19 protein-coding genes are annotated in these 23,465 nt (G+C 60.9%); 2 read left to right on the top strand and 17 right to left on the bottom strand.

Annotation, left to right across the window (positions count from 1 at the left end):
• Positions 1-410 precede the first annotated feature (410 nt).
• The 8 genes from H7B90_RS28690 to H7B90_RS28655 form a co-directional block, all read right to left on the bottom strand.
• Positions 411-2,603, bottom strand: a complete 2,193-nt coding sequence (locus H7B90_RS28690) for an alpha-galactosidase (RefSeq protein ID WP_185139328.1) — start codon at positions 2,601-2,603, stop codon at positions 411-413.
• Positions 2,604-2,746: 143 nt separating this feature from the next.
• Positions 2,747-4,096, bottom strand: a complete 1,350-nt coding sequence (locus tag H7B90_RS28685) for an LLM class flavin-dependent oxidoreductase (protein WP_185139327.1) — start codon at positions 4,094-4,096, stop codon at positions 2,747-2,749.
• A gap of 169 nt (positions 4,097-4,265) precedes the next feature.
• Positions 4,266-4,634 carry a winged helix-turn-helix transcriptional regulator gene (locus H7B90_RS28680; protein WP_185139326.1) on the bottom strand — a complete coding sequence of 123 codons (369 nt, stop codon included), beginning with the start codon at positions 4,632-4,634 and terminating at the stop codon, positions 4,266-4,268.
• A 312-nt stretch (positions 4,635-4,946) separates the two neighbouring features.
• A complete protein-coding gene (gene msrB / locus H7B90_RS28675; RefSeq protein WP_185139325.1) occupies positions 4,947-5,939 on the bottom strand; it encodes a peptide-methionine (R)-S-oxide reductase MsrB in 993 nt (330 codons plus the stop codon).
• A 182-nt stretch (positions 5,940-6,121) separates the two neighbouring features.
• Positions 6,122-7,759 (bottom strand): hypothetical protein, encoded by a 1,638-nt coding sequence (locus tag H7B90_RS28670; protein ID WP_185139324.1) that lies wholly within the window; start codon positions 7,757-7,759, stop codon positions 6,122-6,124.
• Positions 7,752-8,273, bottom strand: a complete 522-nt coding sequence (locus tag H7B90_RS28665; RefSeq protein WP_185139323.1) for an RNA polymerase sigma factor — start codon at positions 8,271-8,273, stop codon at positions 7,752-7,754. Before H7B90_RS28665 ends, H7B90_RS28670 begins: the two co-directional genes overlap by 8 nt.
• 205 nt (positions 8,274-8,478) lie before the next feature.
• Positions 8,479-9,138 (bottom strand): bacillithiol biosynthesis deacetylase BshB2, encoded by a 660-nt coding sequence (gene bshB2, locus H7B90_RS28660; RefSeq protein WP_185139322.1) that lies wholly within the window; start codon positions 9,136-9,138, stop codon positions 8,479-8,481.
• 21 nt (positions 9,139-9,159) lie between these two features.
• Complete coding sequence (locus H7B90_RS28655; protein WP_185139321.1) at positions 9,160-9,504, bottom strand: YojF family protein; 345 nt, start codon at positions 9,502-9,504, stop codon at positions 9,160-9,162.
• Between the two features lie 224 nt (positions 9,505-9,728).
• Here H7B90_RS28655 and H7B90_RS28650 point away from each other — a divergent pair, with 224 nt between their 5' ends.
• Positions 9,729-11,330, top strand: coding sequence for a bifunctional metallophosphatase/5'-nucleotidase (locus H7B90_RS28650; protein WP_185139320.1), 1,602 nt, complete (start codon positions 9,729-9,731; stop codon positions 11,328-11,330).
• A 367-nt stretch (positions 11,331-11,697) separates the two neighbouring features.
• Here the strand turns inward: H7B90_RS28650 and phnE (H7B90_RS28645) are convergent, their stop codons facing one another.
• The 5 genes from phnE (H7B90_RS28645) to H7B90_RS28625 all read right to left on the bottom strand — a co-directional run bounded on the left by phnE (H7B90_RS28645) (position 11,698) and on the right by H7B90_RS28625 (position 16,702).
• Complete coding sequence (phnE, locus tag H7B90_RS28645; RefSeq protein ID WP_185139319.1) at positions 11,698-12,504, bottom strand: phosphonate ABC transporter, permease protein PhnE; 807 nt, start codon at positions 12,502-12,504, stop codon at positions 11,698-11,700.
• Positions 12,505-12,520: 16 nt separating this feature from the next.
• Positions 12,521-13,336, bottom strand: coding sequence for a phosphonate ABC transporter, permease protein PhnE (phnE, locus tag H7B90_RS28640; RefSeq protein WP_185139318.1), 816 nt, complete (start codon positions 13,334-13,336; stop codon positions 12,521-12,523).
• Positions 13,326-14,111, bottom strand: a complete 786-nt coding sequence (phnC, locus tag H7B90_RS28635; RefSeq protein WP_185139317.1) for a phosphonate ABC transporter ATP-binding protein — start codon at positions 14,109-14,111, stop codon at positions 13,326-13,328. Before phnC ends, phnE (H7B90_RS28640) begins: the two co-directional genes overlap by 11 nt.
• 121 nt (positions 14,112-14,232) lie before the next feature.
• Entirely contained in the window at positions 14,233-15,351 is a 1,119-nt protein-coding gene (locus H7B90_RS28630) for a phosphate/phosphite/phosphonate ABC transporter substrate-binding protein (RefSeq protein ID WP_373315995.1), read from the bottom strand.
• Positions 15,352-15,895: 544 nt separating this feature from the next.
• Positions 15,896-16,702: a hypothetical protein gene (locus H7B90_RS28625; RefSeq protein ID WP_246578871.1), complete on the bottom strand. Its 807-nt coding sequence runs from the start codon at positions 16,700-16,702 to the stop codon at positions 15,896-15,898.
• Between the two features lie 202 nt (positions 16,703-16,904).
• Between H7B90_RS28625 and H7B90_RS28620 the strand changes: the two genes are divergently transcribed.
• Positions 16,905-17,906, top strand: coding sequence for a hypothetical protein (locus tag H7B90_RS28620; protein ID WP_185139316.1), 1,002 nt, complete (start codon positions 16,905-16,907; stop codon positions 17,904-17,906).
• Positions 17,907-18,112: 206 nt separating this feature from the next.
• Here H7B90_RS28620 and H7B90_RS28615 read toward each other — a convergent pair whose 3' ends face one another.
• The 4 genes from H7B90_RS28615 to H7B90_RS33525 form a co-directional block, all read right to left on the bottom strand.
• Positions 18,113-19,474: a nucleotide sugar dehydrogenase gene (locus tag H7B90_RS28615; RefSeq protein ID WP_185139315.1), complete on the bottom strand. Its 1,362-nt coding sequence runs from the start codon at positions 19,472-19,474 to the stop codon at positions 18,113-18,115.
• 423 nt (positions 19,475-19,897) lie between these two features.
• Positions 19,898-20,710, bottom strand: coding sequence for a response regulator (locus H7B90_RS28610; protein ID WP_185139314.1), 813 nt, complete (start codon positions 20,708-20,710; stop codon positions 19,898-19,900).
• Positions 20,711-20,830: 120 nt separating this feature from the next.
• Positions 20,831-22,282: a glycosyltransferase family 2 protein gene (locus H7B90_RS28605; protein WP_185139313.1), complete on the bottom strand. Its 1,452-nt coding sequence runs from the start codon at positions 22,280-22,282 to the stop codon at positions 20,831-20,833.
• 13 nt (positions 22,283-22,295) lie between these two features.
• Positions 22,296-23,465: a HEAT repeat domain-containing protein gene (locus H7B90_RS33525; RefSeq protein WP_185139312.1), complete on the bottom strand. Its 1,170-nt coding sequence runs from the start codon at positions 23,463-23,465 to the stop codon at positions 22,296-22,298.

Genomic DNA, 23,465 nt, shown 5'->3' with positions numbered 1-23,465 from the left:
AAGAAACTGAACTGGCCCCTTGTCAAGGACACTTCAAAAAAAGAGCTAAGCGGCTGACAAAAGAAGAGCTGCCCAGGTTCTTTTTTGATTTTTGCATCCAATTGTCCTTGCGGAAATTCCTTTTCTTCAGCAAAAAATCCCGTCTGCCCTAAGCGGCAAGACGGGATTTTTTTGTTCTGATTTGAGTGGAGGTGCACGAGCTCCGTTTTGCCGGAGTTGTTCTAGATTTTAGAGCATCTCCCGCTTCGGAGCTCCGTTTTGCCGGAGTTGTTCTAGATTTTAGAGCATCTCCCGCTTCGGAGCTCCGTTTTGTCGGAGTTGTTCTAGATTTTAGAGCATCTCCCGCTTTGGAGCTCCGTTTTGCCGGAGTTGTTCTAGATTTTAGAGCATCTCCCGCTTCGGTGCTCCCCTTACTTCGCTTCCGTGAAGTAGAAGGCCAGGCTGCGGAAGTCGCCTTCCAGCACCGGCAGCGGCAGGCCGGCGTGCATGAGCTCGTCGCCGCCGTAGACGCGGTCCGTGCCGCGCAGGGCGTACGTCTTGTCCGGGTCGAGCCCCTTCAGGCGGAGCCGGCCGAGCGGGCCGTTCGGGATGGCGAGCGTGCGCACGTAGATGGCGTAGGCCTCGGCCTTGTCCTCCGAGACGAACTGCCAAGCCGTCTCGTTCCCCTCGAACGGGTTGAGCAGCCGGTAGAAGTCGCCCTGCTGCACGAGTCCGCGAATCTCCTTGTACTCCGCGACCTGGCGGGCGATCTCCGCCTTCTCCTCGTCGGCGAGCTTGGACAGATCGAGCTCGTAACCGAAGTTGCCCGACATCGCGACATGGCCGCGAGTCGTCAGCGAGGTGATCCGGTGCACCTGATGGTTCGGCACGGCGGAGACGTGGCTGCCCATCGAGCTCACCGGATAGACGAGGCTTGTGCCGTACTGGATTTTCAACCGTTCGATCGCGTCCGTGTCGTCGCTCGTCCACGTCTGCGGCATGTAGTAGAGCATGCCCGGGTCGAACCGGCCGCCGCCGCCCGAGCAGCTCTCGAACAGAATGTCCGGGAAGGACGACGTGATCTTCTCCAGCACCTCGTACAGGCCGAGCATGTAGCGGTGCGCCGTCTCGCGCTGCCTCTCCGGCGGCAGCAAGGCGGAGCCGATCTCGGTCATGTTGCGGTTCATGTCCCACTTCACGTAGGAGATGGGCGCGCTCGAGAAAATCGCCGTCAAACGCTCGACGATATAATCGCGGACGTCCTGGCGCGAGAAGTCGAGGATGAGCTGCGTACGCGCGAGCGTCCGGCGGTGATCCGGCACGTGCAGGCACCAGTCCGGATGGGCGCGGTACAGGTCGCTGTCCGGCGAGATCATCTCCGGCTCGACCCACAGGCCGAAGCTGAGCCCCTGCTCGTTCACCTTCGCGGCGAGGCCGTCGAGGCCTTCCGGCAGCTTGTCCGTGTTGACGAACCAGTCGCCGAGCGAACGCTTGTCGTCGTTGCGCTGGCCGAACCAGCCGTCGTCGAGCACGAACAGCTCGAGGCCGAGCTCCTTCGCGGCGCTCACGATCCGGAGCAGCTTCTCCGAATCGAAGTCGAAGTAGGTCGCTTCCCAGTTGTTGATCAGGATCGGGCGCTCCTTGTCGCGGAACGCGCCGCGGCACAGGCGGGTGCGGTACAGCTTGTGGAACGTCCGCGACATGCCGCCGAGCCCTTCGCGCGAGAAGACGAGCACGGCTTCCGGCGATTGCAGCGACTGGCCGCTCTCGAGCAGCCATTCGAAGTCGAACGGGTTGAGCCCGATCGACAGGCGCGTCGAAGCGAATTGGTCGACTTCGGCCTGGGCGAGGAAGCTGCCGCTGTACACGAGGTTCATCGCGTACACTTCGCCGTGGTCCTCGTTCGCGTCCGGGGAGACGACCGCGAAGAACGGGTTGTGCTGATGGCTGCTGGAGCCCCGGCGGCTCTCGATCGCCTGCACGCCCGGCATGAGCGCCCGGCGCGCCAGATGGCGCTCCCGCGCCCAGGTGCCCCACAGGTGCACCGCGTCGAACCGCGAGTGCGGCAGGTCGACGCTGGCGCTCAGCAGCCGCTGCACGCGGACCGGCTCGCCGCCCAGGTTCACGAGCTTCGCCGAGCGGGCGATGGCGTCGCTGTTCCGGAACGCGGTGTAGCTCGCGATCAGCTTCAGCTTGGCGGCCGCGTCCTCCAGCTCGATCTCCAGCGTCTCGGCTTCTCCGTCGTTCTCGGCGTAGACGGCCGGGAGGCCTTCCAGAGCCGGCTTGCCCGGAACGATCCGGTGGCCGGTCACCTTGAATTCGGCGATCGTCGTGCCATTGGCGAGTCGAACCTGGTAAGCCGGCGAGCGGAAGTCGCTCGTGCCGTACCCCGGATATTCCTGAGGGAGCGTGTCGAGCGAGAACGTCTCGTCCTCCGGGAACGGATTCGGGTTGAAGGATGGACGGAACGACTTCGGCATCATGTCGTGAATCGCGGTTCCGCGAATGCGGCTGCCCCAGTATAGATGAGCCAGGTAACCGTCTTTGACGATCTGCATCACGTAGCTGACGTTGCCGGATTGCAGATGGAACGTACGGGTTGACTCGTCGTAGCGAATGGCCACTTGCTCCACACCTCTCGTATCGGGAATCGGGAATCGAAAAAAAATACGAATGCCCTGTCCCTAATACGTATACTGGACTTCAAGCCCGATGTCAAACCCGAAGAAGGCGAGACCGCGCGAATCGCATCCCCCGCCCGCCGCCGTCAGCCCCGAACGGCCGCCCGGGCCGCCGCGAACCGGTTCTCCGGAACCTTCAGCCCGAGATTCTCCCGCAGCGTCGCTCCCTCGTATTCCGTGCGGAACAGTCCCCGCTCCTGCAGAATCGGAACGACCAGATCGACGAACTCCTCGATCCCTTCCGGCTGCTGCGGAGCCATAAGCATGAAGCCGTCCGCCGCGCGATCCTCGAACCACTCCTGGAGCGTATCGGCGATTTTGTCCGGCGTCCCGACCAGGTGGTCCCCGCTGAACGAACCCGTCAGCAGCGAATAGACCTGTCTCAGCGTCGGGTTTTCCCGGGCAATGACGGGCTGATGCTTTTTATAGTCGGACTTGCTCAACTCCAGCCGGTCCAGGCCGACGTCCGCCGCGCGAGAATCGAGCGTGACCCCGCGGAAGTCGACGCCCGGGAAATAGTCGGAGAGGAACGAGATGCCCGTCTCTTCCGTGATGAGCGACTCCAGCGTCTCCAGCTTCTCCTTCGCCTCGCGCTCGGTGCGCCCGATAATCGGGGAGATCCCCTGGAGAATGACGACGTCCTCCTCGGCCCGTCCGGCCGCGACGACCTTCTGCTTGAATTCCCGGTAATACGCTTGCGCGTCTTCCTTATTATATTTGATGGAGAAAACGACCTCGGCCACGGAAGCGGCGAACTGCTGCCCGGCGTCCGACGTGCCCGCCTGCACGAACACCGGATGCCCCTGCGGCGACCGGCCGATGTTGAGCGGGCCTTCCACGGAGAAGAACTTCCCTTTGTGGTAGATGCGGTGCAGCTTGCTCGGGTCGAAGAACACCCCGCTCTCCTTGTCGCGCACGAACGCGTCGTCCTCCCACGAGCTCCACAGCCCCCGGACCACCTCCAGATACTCCGCCGCCCTCTCGTAGCGGAAGCTGTGCTCGTAATGCTCCGCCGCGCCGAAGTTGCGGGCCGTGTTGCCCGACAGGTCGCGCGTCGTGACGATGTTCCAGCCGGCCCTTCCCTTGCTGATATGGTCGACCGACATGAACTGGCGGGCGAAGTTGAACGGCTCCGAATAGGAGGTCGAGGCCGTCGCCACGACGCCGATCCGGGACGTGGAGCTCGCGAGCGCCGCGATGAGCGTGATCGGTTCGTAGCGGTTCAGAATGTTGGGGTGGGATTGCTCGTTGATGGCCAGGCTGTCGGCGAGAAAAGCGATGTCGAACTTGCCGCGCTCCGCCGTCTGCGCCAATCTCCGATAATAATCGATGTCGATGCTGGCGTCCGCCTTCGCCGACGGAAGTCTCCAGGACGCGACGTGCATCCCCGTGCCGACCAGATAAGCCGATAATTTGATTTGCCTGCGCGCTGCCATCGCCAAGGTTCCTCCTCGCGGATCGCGAGCCCCTCCCGCACGCCTTAAAAACGGCGAAAGGCGCCTAATCCTTCGCGGCGGAAGGAATAGGCGCCTTTGGTCGTCCAATCGGCTGGCGGGCTCTATAAATCCGAGTTGTTTAGTATGAATATATGCTCCTACTGTATCATCATTCGTCCGCAGCGTCAATCCCGCAGCCGTTCCGGGCGTCCGGGAACGGAACCCATTCCTGGGACCAGGCGGACAGCTCCGCGAAAATTCCTTGCAGCGCGCGCCCCTTGTCCGTGAGCGAATATTCGATCCGCACCGGGGTCTCGGGGTAAACGTCGCGCCGGACGATGCCTTCGTGCTCGAGATCCTTGAGCCTCTCCGAGAGCAGCCGGCCGCTAATATTGGGAAGGGAGGACTCGATCGCGCAGAAGCGCTGGGGGCCGGACAACAGTTGGAAAATAATAAGACCCGCCCAACGTTTGCTAAGGATGTTCATCGCCTTCTCGAAGCGCGGGCAGATTTGGGTCTGGAGTTGGAAGATCTCCATTGCAGTCACCTCGTCATACTTGCATTGTAGCACAGCGGACCTGCAATAGACAGGCGGGAAATGAGAACAAATCCCTATATCGGCACGAGGCGCCGGAGCCGTCTCCGATTCCCGGGCGGGAAGAGCTCGGGGACGCTGAAAAAAACGACGGCTGACCAATTCGCATGCAGACTTGTTACCCGGGCTCAGAGTCGCTTCTCATTGCGGGGATCGTGCCCGGTTGAGCTGTGAATCCGATGCGGATTCCGATTGCCACCAGGAACGAGATAGAAAAAAAAAGGCCGCCCCGCAGGGCGACCCTTCCGCTTCGTCTTAACGCGACGGCTCCCGCTCCGCGAACAGCTCGAGATACCGGCCGTAGCCTTCCTTCTCCAGGTCCTCCTTCGGAACGAACCGGAGCGCCGCCGAATTGATGCAGTAGCGCAGCCCGGTCGGCGCCGGCCCGTCCGGGAACACGTGGCCCAGATGGGAATCCGCCTCGCGGCTGCGCACTTCCGTGCGCGTCATGAAGTGGCTGTAATCTTCCTTCTCCTTGATGATCCCGGAATCGATCGGCTTCGTGAAGCTTGGCCAGCCGCAGCCGGAATCGTACTTGTCGAGCGAGCTGAACAGCGGCTCTCCGGAGACGATGTCGACGTAGATGCCTTCCCGGTGGTTGTCCCAGTACTCGTTGCGGAACGGCGGCTCCGTGCCGTTGTTCTGGGTCACCTCGAACTGAAGGTCGGTCAGCTTCTCGCGAAGCTTCTCCTTGTCCTTCGCCGTGTTCCAATGCGCGGCGATGAAGGCGTCGCGGCCGGAGCCCTTCCGGTACATCCGATAGCGAAGAGGGTTCTTCTTATGAAAATCCTGATGATAATCCTCGGCGGGGTAAAATTCGGAAGCCGGTTCGATCGGCGTCACGATCGGACGGTCGAAGCGCCCGCTCGCCTCCAGCTCTTGCTTGGAACGCTCGGCCTTCTCGCGCTGCTCCTCGGTCGAATAGAAGATCGCCGTCCGGTACGAGGAGCCGCGGTCGTGGAACTGGCCTCCTTCGTCCGTCGGATCGATCTGCTGCCAGAAGATGTTCAGCAGCTTCTCGTACGGCATAAGCTCCGGATCGTATGTGATCTGCACCGCCTCCGCATGCCCGGTCGTCTCCGAGCAGACTTCCTCGTAGGTCGGCGATTTGGTGTGACCGCCCGTGTAGCCCGAGACGACCCGGATAATGCCGGGCAGCTCCTCGAACGGCGTCACCATGCACCAGAAGCAGCCTCCGGCGAAGATCGCCGTCTCGTAACGCGGATGGGTGGAGTTCTGACCGCTCATATCGTACCTCCTCAGCTCGATCTTCTAGAATGTTTATTACCCATTGTACCAGAGAATGATTCGCGATTTAACCACAAGGATTGGACGGCGTCATTAAAAGGGCCTCTCCGAATGACGACCGCGAATTCCGGTCTCCTTCGGGGAGGCCCCCGGCTTTTATTCCGAAGGTCGTTATCCGAGAATTAATTCACCGTAAGGGTCTCGGTCTTCTCTTTATCCGTCCAGTGGTATAGGAACGGATTCAATTTCAGCTCGCCTTGCGGAACATTGCGGTAGCGTTCCACCTTCCGTCTCGTTCCGTTGCCTCCCGGCGCCTCCGGTACATATTCGGCAAGCAGCCGCTTGTCGCCCGCCGCGATATACGTCTGGGTAATGCCGCCCTCCGTCTCGCTGCGCCAGTTCGATTCGACGATCAAATCGGCTCCGTCCTTGTAATAAGTGAACGCGACCGGGAAGCCGCCTACTTCCGTCTCGATCGTTCGCTTCGCGTCCGTTGGGCCGGCAAGCTCCAATAGCTGATCCGGGCTTGCCTTGGCTTGAACCTTCAAAGAACGGAGACGGACCTGCATGGGGACGTCGGACCAATCGCGATACCATTCGGGAGACAAGAAGCGGTAATAACGATCCCGCCCATTCCCGTTCATGAACATGCCTCCTTCGATTTCCTTCCCGTTCAGCAGCAGCGTGGCTTGTTCATAGTCTAAGTAAGGATAATCCTTAAAGCTCCGAACCGGTTCTTCATAAGTTAACCGAATCTCCAGAGGCGTCACGACCAGTTCCTTGAAATCCGCTCCCGCCGCGTTAGCGACCGAACGAGAATCCAGCTTCCGGCGATAAATCGCTTGTTCCGCCTTCTGGCCTTCCGCTTGGAAGGAGAAATTCCATTCCGCGTTTATACGGCGGCTCTCGGCCAGCCTCGAAAGGGCAAACTCGGCCGACGCCAGTTGGGCGTCGGACAGCTCGTAGGTTTCCTCCATGAGAACGGAATTATCGCCGGGCGGCGGGAGTAACGTCGACCGGGTCGGATTCATCGGCTGACCGTCCGAACGAAGTATCAGGCGCGGATTCAGGGCGGCGTTTATGCGAGCAGAGGCCGCCGCGAGCCGATAGCGGACCGTATAGACGCCGCCTGTCCGTACGATGGATTCAATCGTCGCTTCCGCAACTTCTTCATCGTCCACCTTCGCCGTTTGTCCGTTAGGACCCATGGCTCTCAGATCGACCGGAACAGAGACTTCCTTATACAAAATAAGGTCCTTCACGTTCAGCGAATAGTTCCGCATCCCCCGCTCCATCGGAGCGTTCGCTTCCAGCAGCCCGTTTAGCGTTCCGCCCTCCTCCGCGGTCATGTGATCGCTCAAGCGGAGGAGTCCGCCCCGGCCGTCCGTTAATTCGGCCGAGCCGAACGCAACGTAATCGAACGAGGACAGATCGGATCCGCTCAATTGGAATAACAGGTCCGTCCGATAATCGTCCGATACCGCGCCCAGCAGATGGAAGGAGTAGCCTCCGCTCGTTATCGTCCGGTCGATGCGCACGCCGTCGCCGCTCTCCAAGGATTTGGCGGCTCGCTGGGCGAACCAGTCCCAGTTGAGCGCTGGCGCGGCGAATGCCGGCACCGCGACGGCCAGGCATAGCGCGATAAGCGCCGGAGCCGCCCATTTTCTTGGGCGAAGAGAGAACGAACGTCGCCTGAAGCCGGCCCCCTCGCTCTTCGCGACCCGGTTCGATATCGCGCTCCACATCGCCTCCATATCCGGGTCGGCCGGGCGGCTGCGATCGGCGATGCGCTTCAATTCCAGCTCTATCGGTTCAGTCAATGCACTCCACTCCTTTGATTGTGTAAGCCTCGGCGTCTTGAAGAAGAACCTTCACGTTCTGGTGCCCCTTATGCAATCGCGACTTGACGGTTCCCAGAGGAATCTCCAGCACGGAGGCGATCTCCGGCAGGCTGAGTTCCCCGATATACCGAAGAAGCAGCACGTCCCGAATTCGCCCTGGCAGCTTGCGGAAGAGACGGTCAAGCTCGCTGTCGGCTTCCTTCCGTTCCGCCTCTTCGTCCGGCCCAGATGCCGATCGAAAACGCGTAAGCGTAAAGAAGAGACGTTCTTTACGCCTTCCATTCCCCGCTCGTTTCAGATGCGTACGGCACAAATTCATCGCGATTCGGAGCAACCAGGGCTTCAAATAGTCGTGTCCAGCCCTCTCGTACCGAAATGCCTTAACGAACACATCCTGGCACAAGTCCTCCGCGTCCGCTCTATTGTTAAGCATGGATAAACAAAGTCGATAGACGTCGCGGCTGTAAGCCTCGAACAGCTCTTTATCGGTCACGCTCTTTTCCCCCCTTCCCATTGTACTGCCTATAAAACCATCAACGCGGGAAAAAGGTTCATTGGGCCTGCAGAGCCCCGAGCTCAATCGCCTAGAAAAATAGGGCTGTTCCGATCGGTCTAAAGAGCTTAGACACCGGAACAGCCCGCAATCTTAGGGTGTATAACGATTTATTTATCGATTCCCGAATGGGCGACGGCGAAAATTATCGGTCGAACCGGTACGTCCAGAAGCGCTCGGTTCCGAACCGCTCTTGCAGCTCCCGCGACTTGTACGCCTTGTCCGAATCGATGCCGGGAACGTTGAACTGCGAACGGTGCGCCCGGATGGACGCCAGCTTCGGCTTCAGGAACTCCCGCACGTCATGAACGACGTCCGGCTTCCCGATCGCGTCCTCGTGGTCTCGCGCGAACGCCATGCACCGAACCGGAGGCCGGCTCTCCCGGGGCAGCCTGCCGACCGTCCGGACGACCGCCTCCCCGCAGGCGTCGTGATCCGGATGCACGGCGTATCCCGGATAGAACGTGTAGACGACCGACGGCCGAAGCTCCTCGAGCAGCTCGCCGATCCGGCCGTCCAGCAGCTCCTCTTCCTCGAACTCGATCGTCTTGTCCCGGAAGCCGAGCAGCCGAAGGTCCTGAATGCCGATGGCGCGGCACGACTCCTCCAGCTCCAGCTTGCGGACGGCGGGCAGCGTCACCCGGCTGGCGAACGGGGGATTGCCCATGTTGCGCCCCATCTCCCCGAGCGTCAAGCAAGCGTAGGTGATACGGTCTCCGTCCTGGACATGCTTCGCCAGAGTCCCCGACAGGCCGAAGGATTCGTCGTCGGGATGCGGCAGGACGACTAGAATCTTTTTATTCATGCGATGGTTCGTCTCCTCTCCTCAGAACGGCTCCGGGCTAAGCTGCAGCGATACGATCAGCTTGCCTTGCGTATCGTGTCCGGCCATAATCAGCCGGTCCGTCTCCGTGCCTTCGTAATGGGTCAGCCCCTCCGTATAGATCCAGCCGTTCTCCATCTTGAGCCCGACCCGGTACGGTCCGCTCCCGGAGATGCCTCCATGGGAGAAGCGGACGACCGCGTTGGTGATGAAGTTCGCGGCCGGGTGCTTCGTGCTGTCGTAATAGGCCGTGTACGCCCCCGAAGTCATCTCCAGATGGACGTACAAGTCCCGGTCCCGCAGAGCGTCGATTCTTCTCTGCACGTCCGCTGTATCGATAAGCTGCATAAGAGCTCCTCCCTCGCGAAGTTTCGATCGTTCCTCTCTAGTATACACCCGCGGTGCCGCTCTGCGGAATAAAGGGCATCGTCCGCCGATTCGCGGCGCTCTGCGCCGAAGATGCCGTCGCCGCTTTACAATGATAAGCACAAGAGCCGGCGGAAGTATGCTATATTTTTACCGCGCGCCCTCGTCCGGTGCGTTCATCTCGGACTTCAGGAGGTTGCGATACATTGAATTCCCCTCAATCGGTCGTTGTCGCGATATTGGAGACCAGCGACGTGCACGGTCACGTCTACCCGACGGACTATCGGGGCCCCGGGGACAAGCCGCTCGGGCTCGCGAAGCTGTCGAGCATCATCCGCCGGGAGAGAAGCGCCCATCCGTCCCTGCTTCTTCTCGATAATGGCGACTCTCTGCAGGGCACCCCGTTCATGTACCATTACGCGAAATACGACGGGACCGGCGTTCACCCCGCCGCAAGAGCGCTGAAGGCGCTGAAGTACGATGCGGCCGTGCTCGGCAATCATGAATTCAACTACGGACTGGACCTGCTGAACCGGGCGATCCGGGATTCCGGCTGCCCCTGGCTCTCCGCCAATATCGTCGGCGAATCCGACGGCCGGCCGGCGTTCGGGCAGCCCTACCGGGTGTTCGCCCTGCCCGAGGGCGTTCGGATCGCCGTACTCGGCGTGACGACGCATTATATCCCGCGTTGGGAAGATCCGTCCCATATTCAAGGGCTCGCCTTCGAGGACGCCTTGGAATCCGCCCGGCGCTGGGTCGCGCATATTCGCGCCGCCGAACGTCCGGACGCGGTCGTCGTCTGCTACCACGGCGGCTTCGAGCGGGACCTGGCCACCGGCGAACCGACCGAGCCGCCGACCGGGGAGAATCAAGGCTACGAGATGTGCTTCCGCCTCGAGGGCGTGGATGTGCTTCTCACCGGGCACCAGCATCGGCTGCTGGCCGGGGAAGTGAACGGCGTCGCGGTCGCGCAGCCGGGCAGCGCCGGTCAGGCGATCGCGAAGATCGAGCTGGAGTTCGAGCGGACGGACGAAGGCGGATGGGCGATTCTCCGCAAGACGGCGAGCCTGCTTCCGGTGGAGGAGGAGACGCCGGCCGATGCGGAGCTGCTCGCCCTGTTCGCCGAAGACGAGCGCAGAACCCAGCAGTGGCTGGACCAGCCGATCGGAGCGGCGGAGGGCGACATGACGATCCCCGACCCGTTCGCCGCGCGCCAGGCCGACCACGCGTTCGCCGAATTCGTCAACCGGGTGCAGATGGAGGTCACCGGAGCGGAGATCTCCTGCGCGGCTATCTTCACCAACGAAGCCAGAGGCTTCTCGGAGCGGATTACGATGCGGGATGTCGTGTCCAACTACATCTATCCCAACACGCTGAAGGTCGTTCGCCTGACCGGCCGCGACATCCGCGCGGCGCTCGAACAGAACGCCCGCTACTTCGCGCCGGACGAGCAGACGGGCGGCTTGCGCGTGTCGGCGGCCTACCTCGAGCCGAAGCCGCAGCACTTCAATTACGACATGTGGGAGGGCGTCGAATACGTCCTCGACATCTCGAAGCCGGAAGGACGGCGCGTCGTCAAGCTCGAGCGGAACGGCGAGCCCCTCGATCCGAACGCCGAGTTCGAAGTCGTCATGAACAGCTATCGCGCGGGAGGCGGGGGCAACTTCGACATGCTGAAGGACAAGCCGGTCGTACGCGAGATTCCGACGGACATGACGGAGATTCTGGCCGATTACATTCGGAAGCGCGGAACGATCCGAGCCTCCTGCGACCATAACTGGCGGGTCGTTTATAACCCCGGAAGATGAGAAAAAAGATCCGCGCGGGCGGATCTTTTTTCTATGGATGACCCATTCGCTACCGGAACTTTGTCCTGGCACATTTGAATTGCACTAGATTCTGCTTCAGAAAGGCACCTTGCTGAATGGTGTACGAAAAATCATACAAATTCTGCTTCAGGAAGGCGTTTTGCTTGAATGGTGTACGAAAAATCATACAAAAACTCCTTCAAGAACTCGCCTTGCTTGAATGGTGTACGAAAAATCATACAAAATGCATCTGCCTAGTTTTTCCCGACGGTGCGTATTCGAAAAATCATACAAATGAATCCGCCTGCCTGCGGCAAAGCCCGCCATGTCGGCGAGATTGGGCTCCTCATTTTCGCATGCCGATATCTTAACCCTTGATCAACTTGCCGCGGAGCTTGTTGGACAGCAGCTCGATCAGCAAGATCAGCACGACCAGGCCGATTAGCAGGGAGCCGACCTGGTTCCACTTGTAGCTGTTCATGGCGAAGATGAGCGGAGCCCCGACGCCGCCGGCGCCGACCAGACCCAGAATCGAAGCTTCGCGCATGTTCATGTCGAACCGGTAGATCGTGACCGACAGAAAGACCGACAGCAATTGCGGGAAAATCCCGTAGCGGATCTTCTCGAAGGTCGTACAGCCGATGGACGTCATCGACTCCAGCACCCTCGTGTCCAGCTCCTCGATCGCATCCACGTACAGCTTGGCGAGCATCCCGACGGAGGTGATCCCGATCGTCAGCACCCCTGCGAACGGTCCGGGACCCGACACGCGGATGAACATCAGCCCGTACACGAGCGCCGGAATCGTCCGGATGACGATGAGCAGCAGCCGAGTGAGCCAAGCCGCCGGCTTCGGGACGATATTGGACGCGGCGAGGAACGCGAGCGGGACGGACAAGACCGCGCCGACGATCGTCCCCATGAACGCGATAGCCAACGTCTGCACGAGCAAATACAAGACGCTCTGCTTCGAGACGTTGAGCAGCAGGTCCAGGTCCGGATTGACGATGCCCTTGATAATATTGAACGAGATTTGCAATCCGCCCTTATTCACGTCGGCGAAATTGACGGCGGTGAGCGACCATGCGAACAGCCCGAGGACAAGGATCGCGACGGTCAGGAGATACCGAAGATTGCGGGGCGAAGCCAGAAGCTGCTTCTCTACTGTCGTCATAAGCGCTGCCTTCTCCTTAGATTAACTTTTTGCGGAAGTGTTCGCTAACCGTCTCGATCAGATATACCGTTACGACCAACGCCAGAATGATCATCCCTACGCTCGGGTACTCGCGAAAGCCGATATTTTCTTTGATCAGAAGTCCGACACCTCCTGCTCCCACATAGCCCAGAATGGCCGCGTAGCGAACGTTGCCTTCGAAGCAGAACAGCGAGGTGGACAAATAACCCGGGAGCACCTGCGGAACGATCGCGTAGCGGAACGCTTGGATTCGCGTCATGCCGATCGATTCCATCGCTTCGAAGGGTCCCATGTCGACGTTCTCGATCTGTTCGTACAACAATTTGCCTACGTACGAGAGAGTAAACAGCAGGATGGCGACCACGCCCGCCATCGGACCCAGTCCGAAGACGAAGGTCGCGATCAGAGCGGTCACCAGAGTAGGCAGCGTTCTTAACAGGCTCAAGATGATTTTGAAGACGGCCACGACGGCCTTGCTGCGGACGATGTTGGCGGAAGCCAGCACGGCGAACGGAAGGGCGATTAACGCTCCGATCATCGAACCGAGCAGCGACATCTGCAGAGTCGAGACCAGAGCTTGCCACAGAGCGGGGAAGGAATCCCACTTCGGGGGAATCATCTCGCCGATAATGCCGAAAAATTTGCCGATGCGCGTAAACAGCACTTTCAGGCTGAAATCGGTGAACCGGACGGACAGCACGGTCGCCGCGACCAAGATCAGCAGAACGAGCGGAGTCCGCGACCGCTTCTCCGCTACGACTTTGCCGCTTGGGAGCAGAACTTTTTTCGGAGGAAAAAGTTTATCGTACATGGGCCAGCTTCTCCTCCGGCGAGGACGCCAACGCTTCGATGTTGCCGCCGTAGATGTCTTCGAGAATCTCCTTCGTCACCCGGCGGGACTCCCCGTCGAAGACGACCTCTCCCTTGCGGATGCCGATGATCCGGTCCGCGTATTCGAGCGCGACTTCCACGTGGTGGATATTCATGATGACGGAGATGTTCATCTCTTGATTGATCCGCTTGAAGTCGTTCATGACCATTCTCGAGGTGACCGGGTCCAGCGAAGCGATCGGCTCGTCGGCCAGAATGATGTCGGGATTCTGCGCCAGCGTGCGCGCCAGCGCCACCCGCTGCTGCTGGCCGCCCGACAGCTGATCGACGCGGACGTAGGCTTTGTCCAGGATGCCCACCTTGTCCAGCGCTTCCAAGGCTTTGATCTTCTGCTCCTTGGTGAAGAGGCCGGTCAGCTTGCGCCACAGCGGCAGATCCGGCACGAACGAGACGAGCACGTTCTTGATCACGGTCGTCCGCGTCACCAGGTTGAACGATTGGAAGATCATGCCGATTCGGCGGCGGAAGCGGCGGATTTGCTTGCCTCTGAGCCTGGTTACTTCGACGTCGTCCACGATCAACCGGCCGCCGGTAATGTCGTGCATCCGGTTGATGCAGCGAATAAGCGTGGACTTGCCCGCGCCGGACAGGCCGATGACCGCGACGAATTCGCCCTGCTCGATATTCAGGTTGACGTTCTGCAGCGCGATCGTCCCGTTCGGATAGGTTTTCTGCACATCGATAAACTGTATCATGGAACTTCCCCGATCTTGTAGTTTCTAGAACGACAAAGATGAGAACATCATTGGACCTTGATGCTCTCATCCCGTTACTTGCTTGAAGCGCCGATGCGTTCTTGAAGCTTGTCCGCTGCGATTACTTCTTCAGGCTCTTGATCAGCTCTTGCGCCTTGCGCTCGGAGTCGTAATCGGAGGATTGGGCCGGCTTGTAGCCTTCATGGCTGTAGATCGAGATGACTTTCTTGCCTTCTTCCGTTTGGGCGATGGCGATGAAGGCGTCTTGGAGCGCCTTCTTGAACTCGTCGGTCATGAGCGGATCGTTCTTGCTGACGCTGATCGTGTCGTTGTAGATTCCGTCGGTTACGCCGATAACGTTCGTCTCGTCCCAGATCGACGCCTTGCGGCCGTAGTCCGTCGTCCACTTCGCTTCATTGTCTCTTCTCGCGTCCGCATAGGTCACGAGGACGTCGACTTGGCCGGCGGCCAGACGGGCGAAGGAGCTGCCGTAGGAATCGGACGTTACGACATGAGCCAGATCCGTCAGGCTCTTCTGATAGTTGCTTTGCAGCCACAGGGTCGGGTAGATGTAGCCGGCGGACGAGGAGGTCGACATGACGGCCCAGTTCGCGCCGTTCAGGTCGTCCCAAGTCAGCTTCTCGCCCTTGTTCACCTTGGCGGCGAGCTCTTGGCCTTTCTTGGAAGGACCGGCAATGAGCAGAGAGCGGTAATACGTCGCTTGGTCGGCGGTCGGCTGCGTCGGCTTGTTGTCGTTCCAGTCCTTCGGATTATCGGAATCGTTCGACAGGCCCGCGCGGGTAGCGGTCAGAATCACGTCCGCTCCGTCTTCGTACAGGACGTAAGTGCCGCCCGGAATGAGGCCGATATCCGTCGTGCCGGCCGTCAGCGCTTCTCCTACGGCTTCGTACGTCGTGCCGACGTCGATGCTGACCGTGCCGACATTGTAGCCTTGGGTAGCCAGCTGCTTCTTAAGCAGATCCTTGAGCGGGTCGGTTGCCGTAATGATTTGATCCGGGTCTTTGGACGGAACGAAGCTGATTTTCAGCTCCTTGATCTCGGCAGCCGCGGGACTTGCGCTCTCGGAAGGGCTCGCGCTGGCCGATACCGAAGGAGACGGGGATGCGCTGTCCGAAGGGCTGGCGCTTGCGTTCCCGTTATTGTTGTTGCTGGAACCGCAGCCCGAGACGAGTCCGATCGCCAAGGCGGATACGGCCAAAAGCATGAATTTGTTTTTCAATTTCGACAACTCCCCACCATTTTTATCCTTGATTTCTAGTCTTCAAGAAGCAGGACAAGCCTGTTCCCGGAAACATAACTCATCATACAAGCGCTCTGTTAAACCGCGATTAACTAGGTGTTAACTTAATTAGTAGTTTTTTGCCAACGTTTAGGGCCGGGCGTTGACGGACCGCATGGCTTCAACTGTTTTGTCCGCATAACGAGCCCCGAATATCGCACACTACCTCCATCCGCGCCGGAAGGAGGATGACAGGCATGGCGAAGCAGCAAGGACACGCGAACAAGAATACCCAGACCAAGACGTCCGACAAGAAGGGCAACAGCTCCGGCAACAACCATTGACCGGGGGTTCGGGCTCGGCCCGCATAAACGGAAAGTCCCTCGCGCTCGCGGCGCAAGGGACTTCCTTGATTTGGCACGGCTTATGGCGTTTAAGGCTTCCCTGCTAAGGGTAAGTCCCCATAAGGGGTTTCCGGGTTTCCGGGTTTCCGGGTTTCCGGGTTTCCGGGTTTCCGGGTTTCCGGGTTTCCGGGTTCACAGCTTTATGCCTTCATTGACTTCCAGGATTTGTAATCGTGGATCGCGATGCCGGAGAACGTTCCGTGCTTGGCCATTAACGCGCTCGCCTTCGCGAGCTGCTCCGACATTTTCACGCGGCCTTCTTCATAGAACGTAATGTTCGCCCCTTCCGGACTGTTGATGGTCTCCACGCCGATGGCGGCCGGAATGCCCAGATCGGCGGCTTCCGACAGCTGGGCCGCGGCCATGTTGGCGATCGCCTGCGCCGAATCCCGGTAAGCGAGGATGGTGACCGCCCCGTACTTGCGCATCATCCAGCGGCTGAGCGTCTCGGATCCGTCCGGCGTCCGGTAGTTGCAGAGCCAGAACGGAATGTCCGCGGCGATCGGCAGCTTCAGCTGCTCGGCCCGGTCCACGATGTATCGGACGTTGTTCTGCCATTGGGCGATAAAGGTGGAGCCTTCCTTGCTCCAATACGGCAAGGCGTACGGCTCGATATCGACGTGAATGCCGGCGAACCTCTCGCCTTCCGCGGCATTCTTCTGGTACTCGGCGAGCCAATCGAAGGAACGATCGATGTTCGGGCGGTTGATCTCGAAGCCCCAGGAGGCCCGGCCGTCCAGGGCGTGCACCTCGATCCCTCTCTCCCCGGCTTGGCGAATGAACGCGGCATATTCCGCCGGCTTGACGTCCCGGTTGATCTGCAGATAGATGACGTTGACTCCGTTCTCCTTGCAGAACGATAAGATCTCGGAGGAAGAAGTTCGAATGAGAGGCGTCTCCCAGAGCCAGGTGGCTTTGGTAAAAGGCGTTTGCGCGCTTGCCGGCACAGGCTTCCACCCCATTCCGAAAAATATCGCGATGACGAGGAATAACGACAGGGGAGCGAGAATGCGGTAACGCAACAGGCAACAGTCCTTTCTCTCGTGGTGTACTTCAAGTATGGACGAACCCGGAAGGCTCCGAATCGGCCGCAGGCCCCAATCCTGCGCGATGGGATAGACTAATTTGGTATACGGAAAGGCTACATGGATGAGAAAATGGCACTACGCCGCCGTCGGAGCGATCGTCTTGGCATTGGCGGCGGTATCGATCATGGTCCTAACGGAAGGACGCGGCAAAACGGTGAATCGGGACACGGCGACATGGGTATGGGATCTGAACGCGCTGCTGGACGGCGATGAAGCGAACGTCCCGCGCGTGACGGAATTCATGAAGGAACGACAAGTGCGGACCGTCTACTTGCACGTCGGAGCGGCGATGCTCGGCGAGGAGGCAGGACTGTACCGCGCGTTCAATCGCGCGGCCTCCGCCGAAGGCATCGAAGTGCAGGCGCTCGGCGGCGAGAGGAACTGGGCGCTGGCCGAGGGGCGGGCGGGGATGCGCGAATTTCTCGGGATGGTCGCCGATTACAACGCGGCCGTCGCGGAGACGGAACGCTTCGCGGGCGTTCATCTGGACGTGGAGCCCTACTCGCTGCCGATATGGGACGAGGACCGCGAAGGGACGATCCGCGGGTGGCGGACGACGGTCGAGGAGATGAGCGATTTCGCCCGGGCGCACGGCCTTCGCTCGGGCGTCGACATTCCCTTCTGGCTCGACGAGATTCCGGCCTTCGGCGGCGATTCCGGGAGCGGCGAGGCTTCGGAGAATTCGGGAACGCCGCGGAACTCCGGTTCCGGCGCCGAAGAGGCTTCGGAGACGCTGGACCAGTGGATGATGCGCTCGGCGGATTCGGTGACGCTGATGTCCTATCGCAACGAGGCCGAAGGCTCGGGCGGCGTGCTCGATCTCGTGAAGCAAGAGATCGAGCATGCGCGCGGAACGGGCGCCGTCGTGCTCGTCGGACTGAACGTCGCCAAGGATACCGAGCCGAAGCTGACGTTCCGCGGGCTTGGCGCGGACCGCTTCCGCGACGCCGTCTCCCGCATTCAGCGTGCCTACGCGGGCAACGCCGGCTTCGGCGGCATCGCGGTCCACGACCTCGCCGCCTGGATGCAGCTCGAAGGCGCCGGCACCAAGGAGGCAGACTAGACGGTCTGCCTCCTTGATGCCTCTTTATTTCTGCGGTCGCCAGCCGCCTCGTCTTCTCCTCGGATGTACCTCAGCCGCCGAGTCGCTTTGGCTCGTCCCTCCGACTCCCTCCATTTGTCAGCTGCCCTTCATCTTAAGCGCCCCCAAAAGAAGCCGCCCCCGCGATGGAAGGTCTTCCATGCAAGGGCGGCTTCTTCGACCTCGGGTCAGCCCGCGGACGTCTGGACGGGCTCCAGCTTGTGCTCGACCGGCGCGCCGAGCTTGTAGATGTGCGGCAGCTCGTACGCCTTCAGAGCGTTGCGCGTGTCCACGATCGGGACGCCCAGCGAAGCCAGCTCGCCGTAGTCGAACGCGTCGTGGTCGGTGATGAGCACGAAGCAATCGTAAGTACGGAACTGTTCGAGATTATACGGCACGGAATGGACCGTCTCGCCGTGCTGGTCGCGGAACGACGTCGCGAACGGATCGTAGTAGTCCACGATCGCGCCGCCTTCTCGGAACAGCTCGTACACCTCCAGCCCCGGCGACTCCCGCAGGTCGTCCACGTTCGGCTTGTACGCCATGCCGAGGATCAGGATGCGGGATTTGCGCAGCGACTTGGAGTCTTCGTTGAGGATGTTCGCCGTCTTGTTCACCACGTAATACGGCATGTTCGAGTTGACCGATTGCGCCAGCTCGATGAAGCTGCTGTAGAACCGGTACCCCTTCGCTTTCCAGGACAAGTACATCGGATCGAGCGGAATGCAGTGGCCGCCGATTCCCGGACCCGGGTAGAACGGCATGAAGCCGAACGGCTTCGTGCTCGCCGCCTTGATGACCTCCCAGATGTCGATGCCCATCCGCTCGCACATCATCGCCATCTCGTTGATGAAGGCGATATTGACGCTGCGGAACGTGTTCTCGAGCAGCTTGGACATCTCCGCCACCTTCGGGGACGAGACGGGAACGACCTTCTCGACGATGTTCTCGTATAGCAGGCAGCCCAGCTTGGCGCACTCCGGCGTCGTGCCGCCGAGCACCTTCGGGGTGTTGTAGGTAGCGAACTTCTCGTTGGACGGATCGACCCGCTCCGGCGAGAAGCAGAGGAAGTAGTCGCGCCCGGCGACGTGGCCGAGCCTCTCCAGCTCCTGCTCGATCAGCTCCTCGGTCGTGCCCGGGTACGTCGTGCTCTCCAGGACGATGAGCAAGCCTTTCTTCATATACTTCTTGATCTGGTTGACGACGTAGACGATGTAGGAGGTGTCGGGATCCTGGTTGGCGCTGAGCGGAGTCGGCACGCAGATCGAGACGGCATCGAGCTCGGACAGGACGGCGTAGTCCGTCGTCGGCACGAACCGGCCGTCCGCCAGCGCTTCGGCGAGCTTCTCCGAGGAGACGTCCTGAACGTAGGATTGGCCTTGGCGCAGCATCGCGACTTTGCGCTCGTCCACGTCGATGCCGTACACCGCGAACCCTTGGCGCACCATCTCGACGGCGAGCGGAAGTCCCACGTACCCGAGACCGACGACGCCGAGCTTCGCCTGCTTGTTCTCGATGGCGTGGTGCAGGCGCATGTAATTGACGTTCATAACGAATGTCCTCCTTTATAGGTTAGGCTAGTGGATCGAATGGGAAAAAGCGACGGCAATGACCTCCTGCTGCAATCGGGAGTCGATAAGTCCGGGCCGCCCGGGGGCGCCCAGTATGTAACCGCCATTTTGGCGGTTACGGCAACCGTTCGCGGCTGATTCGCTTCTGCAACCGCCGTTTTGGCGGTTACGGCAACCATTCGCGGCGGGTTCGCCTCTGCAACCGCCGTTTTGGCGGTTACGGCAACCATTCGCGGCGGGTTCGCCTCTGCAACCGCCATTTTGGCGGTTACGGCGACCGCTCGCGGCGAATTCGCCTCTGTAATCGGCGTCGCCCCTGCCCGTCCGCGATCCATCGTTCGGCTTGCGCAATCGCCCGGCGCGGAGCACGGACATTCGCCGCGGCGGCCAAGCCCGTCGGCGCTATTGCAGAAGCTTCTCGATGCGCTCTTCGAGCTCGACCGGCGAGAACGGCCGGGTGATGTAGTCCGCCACCCCGAGCTCGAAGCACTTGTTGATGGACTCTTCCACCCGGTTGTCGGTGAACACGACGATTTTGCTGCTCGCGTTCGGATCTTCCCGGTGCAGCCGCGTGAGCAGATGGAAGCCGTCCATGCCCGTCAGGTTCAAGTCGGTCACGACGACGTCCGGCTTCATCTTGCGGAACAGGTCCAGTCCCTGCGGGCCGTTCTCGGCCGCGAGCACCCGGTAGCCCTTCAGCCGGAAGCGGAGCTCCAGGTAGCGGCGCATCTCCTCGTCGCCGTCGACGAGCAGCACCGATTGGGTGCCGCCGGGCTGCACGTGCTCCTGGAAAATGACGATCTCCGGAGCCTCCGGAAGCTGCGCGAACAGGTCCGCCATCTTCTCGAACGCCCGCGGGTTGCGTTCCGCGTGCTCGCCCGCGTCGGCGATCATAATCGCGAACTCCCCGGGAACGAGCCGCATCAGCTCCTGCTTCACCCGCAGCGCCAAATAATGCGTCCGGCTCCAGGCGACGCCGAACAGCAGGAACGCGGCTTCGCGATTCGCGACCGTCACCGCTTCGACGGAACGCTCCAGCTCGGCCTCGAGCCGCGTCCGGATCTCGCGCGTCGTCTCCTCGAACGACTGCGGGCAGCGGACGAGCAGGATGCCGCAAGGCTCCCCCCGCGCCGATTCGTCGGACCTCCAGAACCGTTCCACGACTTTCTCGTACATGACTTCGTTCAGCCGCTTGGCTTCGAGCCGTTTGCTCATCCTTTTACCTCTCCTCCTATATCAACGGGAGCTCCGTCCGCTGCATCGCACGTTGAGCGCGTCGGATGAAGACTCTCCGGAATGTTGAAGCTTGCCGGAACGCAGGACCCGCGGCCCGGATCAAGCGATCTTGCCGCTCTGGGCCACGGCCTGCGCGTCGCCGCCGGAAGGCTCCTGGTTCCAGCTCTGCCGCGTCATCACGCCCCACGAGTTGTTCTTGCGCAGGAATTCGATATGGCCCTGCAGCCTCCACAGCACGCCGAGCTGATAGTAGCCGAGGAACATAAGCGCGGAGAACGCGGTCATCTTGACGAGGTCCCGCATCCGCGTGTAGCGGCGGAACGCCAGCTCCTCGAGCACGAGCGACCCGACGGCCATGACGAAGCCGTTCAGGAAGTTGATGAGCGCGAACGTCAGCAGCACCCGCCACTGCGTCATGTCCATGGCCACGTAGCCGATCAGCGCCAGCAGCCCCGTCAGCTTGAAGTACGGATTCAGCGTCTCGAAAATGACGTTATAAGGCATCGTAAGAAGGCCGAACACCTTGTACTTCGGGCGAAGCAGCATGTCGCGGTTCTCCAGCATGTTCTTCAGGTTGCCGCGGCCCCAGCGCTTGCGCTGGCTGCTCAGGATGCGGTACGTGTCCGGAGCCTGCGTCCAGCAGACGGCGTCGGGACAGTACGCGACCCGGTAGGGCAGCTTGTTCTCCAGCATGTGGCGGTGCAGCTTGATGATGATGTTCATGTCCTCGCCGGGATAGCCGTCCCGGTAGCCGCCGACGTCGATAACCGCCGACTTGCGGAACATGCCGAACGCGCCGGACACGATGATGAGGCCGTTGATATGGCTCCAGCCGATCCGGCCGCCGAGGAACGCCTTCATGTACTCGAGCGTCTGGAACATCGGCCAGATCTTCTTCGGCAGCTTCACGTCCGCCACGACGCCGTCGCGGATCGTGCACCCGTTGGCGATGCGCACGTTGCCGCCGATGGCGACCGTCTCCGCCGGATTCTCCATGTACACCCGCGCCATCCGGATCAAGGCGTCCTTCTCCAGCAAGGAGTCGGCGTCGATCGACGAGATGAGCGGGTAGTGCGACAGGTTGATGCCCGCGTTCAGCGAGTCGGCCTTGCCGCCGTTGGGCTTGTCGACGACGTACAGGTTCGGATACGCCGGATTGTGGTACACCTGGCGGATCGGAGTGCAGTCGATCGAATAGCGGATCGTCTCGTCCTCCTTCGGCACGAGCCGGAACGCGTCGATCAGCACCTGGAGCGTGTTGTCCTTCGAACCGTCGTTCACGACGATAACCTCGTACGTATGGTAGTTCAGCGTCAGCAGCGACTTCACGTTCTCGATGATCGTCAGCTCCTCGTTGTAAGCAGGCACGAGCAGCGACACCGGCGGCGCCGATTCCGAGCCCGACAGCGACTGGAAGCGGGAGTAGACCGCCCCCTTGATCATCGAGTACACGCCCTTGTAAGAGAAAAACAAAATCGTAAAATAAATGAGGGTTACCGCCATGACGTAATACATGGCGACCGACCCGTATCCGAGCAGAAGCTCTCTCATCTCATAACCTCCGTTACCTGTCGCTTAACAGCTCCTTCTGGCCGAAGAAATTCCCGTATACGAACCGCTGCATGTCCCTGACGGCCACCCATTCGACGCTCCGGCCGAGCGACGGCGATTCGTGGCTCTTCATCTCTTCTTGAATGACGGTCCGCGCCGTCTCGGCGACCGCTCCGGTCTCCTCCTCCGCCGCTTCGCACAGGGCGGTGAAGCCTTCCTCGCCGAGCTTGGCGAGGCTCTTGGCGCTGTTGTAGCGCACCTGCCACTCCGCATCGGCGAGCGAAGTACGCAGCAGCTTGACGCAAGGCTTCAAGCCGAGACGCCCGAGCGCCTGGGCCGCCTGCGCCCGGACGTCGGCGTCCGGATGGGCGAGCAGCTTGCGCGCCCGCTCCTCCGTGACGACGGCGGCGTCGCGCAGCAGCAGCTTGCTCGCCTCGAGCCGGATGTCCGCGTTGTCCGACGCGGTCAGCTTGAACAGCAGGTCGCCCGAGCCGGCGAGCGAATGCTTCTGCATCGCCGCGAGCGCGAGGCGAACGCGGTCCGCGTCTCCGCCGCGAAGGAACGTCTCCAGCATCGCCGAGTAATCGAGATCCGACTCGGCCAGAATGTCGGCGACGAGCGGCTGCGATTCCTTCTTGTGCGAGAGCAGCAGATGGACCATGTCGCGCAGCTCCTCCGTATGCCGGGCGCACTTGGCGATCGCCCGCCCGACGATGAACACCATCGGGCTGAACCGCATCGAAGCGAGCAGCTTCATCATGCCCGGCACCGCTTGATGCGACCGCATGCAGCCCAGGTAGTAAGCCGCGTCGAGCTTCACCCATTCGAACGGGCTCTCCAGCCGCTTCAGCTGGCGCTCGACGAGGCCCATCCGCTCGCACAGGGCGATCAGCTTCGCCTGCTGGGCTCCGCGCAGCTGCTCGATCCAGACGATAAGCTTGTCCTGGATCACCCGGAGCTCCGCCGGCTTCAGCGAACCCGGCGGCGGGTAGAGCGGCTCCTCGCCGTCCAGATTGGCGAGGACGTAAGTGAACCAGTCGCCGTGCTTGGCCTGGTAAGCCTCCGCCGCCTGCCGCCGGCGGATGTCCCGCAGCTTCAGCGTATACAGCGCCGCGAGACCGACCGCGATGACGGCGACCAGCACGCCGATAAACCAATAAGCGGCTTGCAAATTCGAATGCAC

Source organism: Cohnella xylanilytica (assembly GCF_014212175.1).
In the GTDB taxonomy this organism is placed as follows: Bacteria; Bacillota; Bacilli; order Paenibacillales; family Paenibacillaceae; genus Cohnella; species Cohnella xylanilytica.
Note: the sequence above shows the minus strand (reverse complement) of the source record. Positions and strands in the feature narration are given on the sequence as shown.

Coding starts and splice junctions, on each gene's coding strand:
- H7B90_RS28685 (WP_185139327.1), bottom strand. CDS start 4,096: ATGGCAGCGCGCAGGCAAATCAAATTATCGGCTTATCTGGTCGGCACG.
- H7B90_RS28680 (WP_185139326.1), bottom strand. CDS start 4,634: ATGGAGATCTTCCAACTCCAGACCCAAATCTGCCCGCGCTTCGAGAAG.
- msrB (WP_185139325.1), bottom strand. CDS start 5,939: ATGAGCGGTCAGAACTCCACCCATCCGCGTTACGAGACGGCGATCTTC.
- bshB2 (WP_185139322.1), bottom strand. CDS start 9,138: ATGAATAAAAAGATTCTAGTCGTCCTGCCGCATCCCGACGACGAATCC.
- H7B90_RS28655 (WP_185139321.1), bottom strand. CDS start 9,504: ATGCAGCTTATCGATACAGCGGACGTGCAGAGAAGAATCGACGCTCTG.
- phnE (WP_185139319.1), bottom strand. CDS start 12,504: ATGACGACAGTAGAGAAGCAGCTTCTGGCTTCGCCCCGCAATCTTCGG.
- phnE (WP_185139318.1), bottom strand. CDS start 13,336: ATGTACGATAAACTTTTTCCTCCGAAAAAAGTTCTGCTCCCAAGCGGC.
- phnC (WP_185139317.1), bottom strand. CDS start 14,111: ATGATACAGTTTATCGATGTGCAGAAAACCTATCCGAACGGGACGATC.
- H7B90_RS28620 (WP_185139316.1), top strand. CDS start 16,905: ATGAGAAAATGGCACTACGCCGCCGTCGGAGCGATCGTCTTGGCATTG.
- H7B90_RS28615 (WP_185139315.1), bottom strand. CDS start 19,474: ATGAACGTCAATTACATGCGCCTGCACCACGCCATCGAGAACAAGCAG.
- H7B90_RS28610 (WP_185139314.1), bottom strand. CDS start 20,710: ATGAGCAAACGGCTCGAAGCCAAGCGGCTGAACGAAGTCATGTACGAG.
- H7B90_RS28605 (WP_185139313.1), bottom strand. CDS start 22,282: ATGAGAGAGCTTCTGCTCGGATACGGGTCGGTCGCCATGTATTACGTC.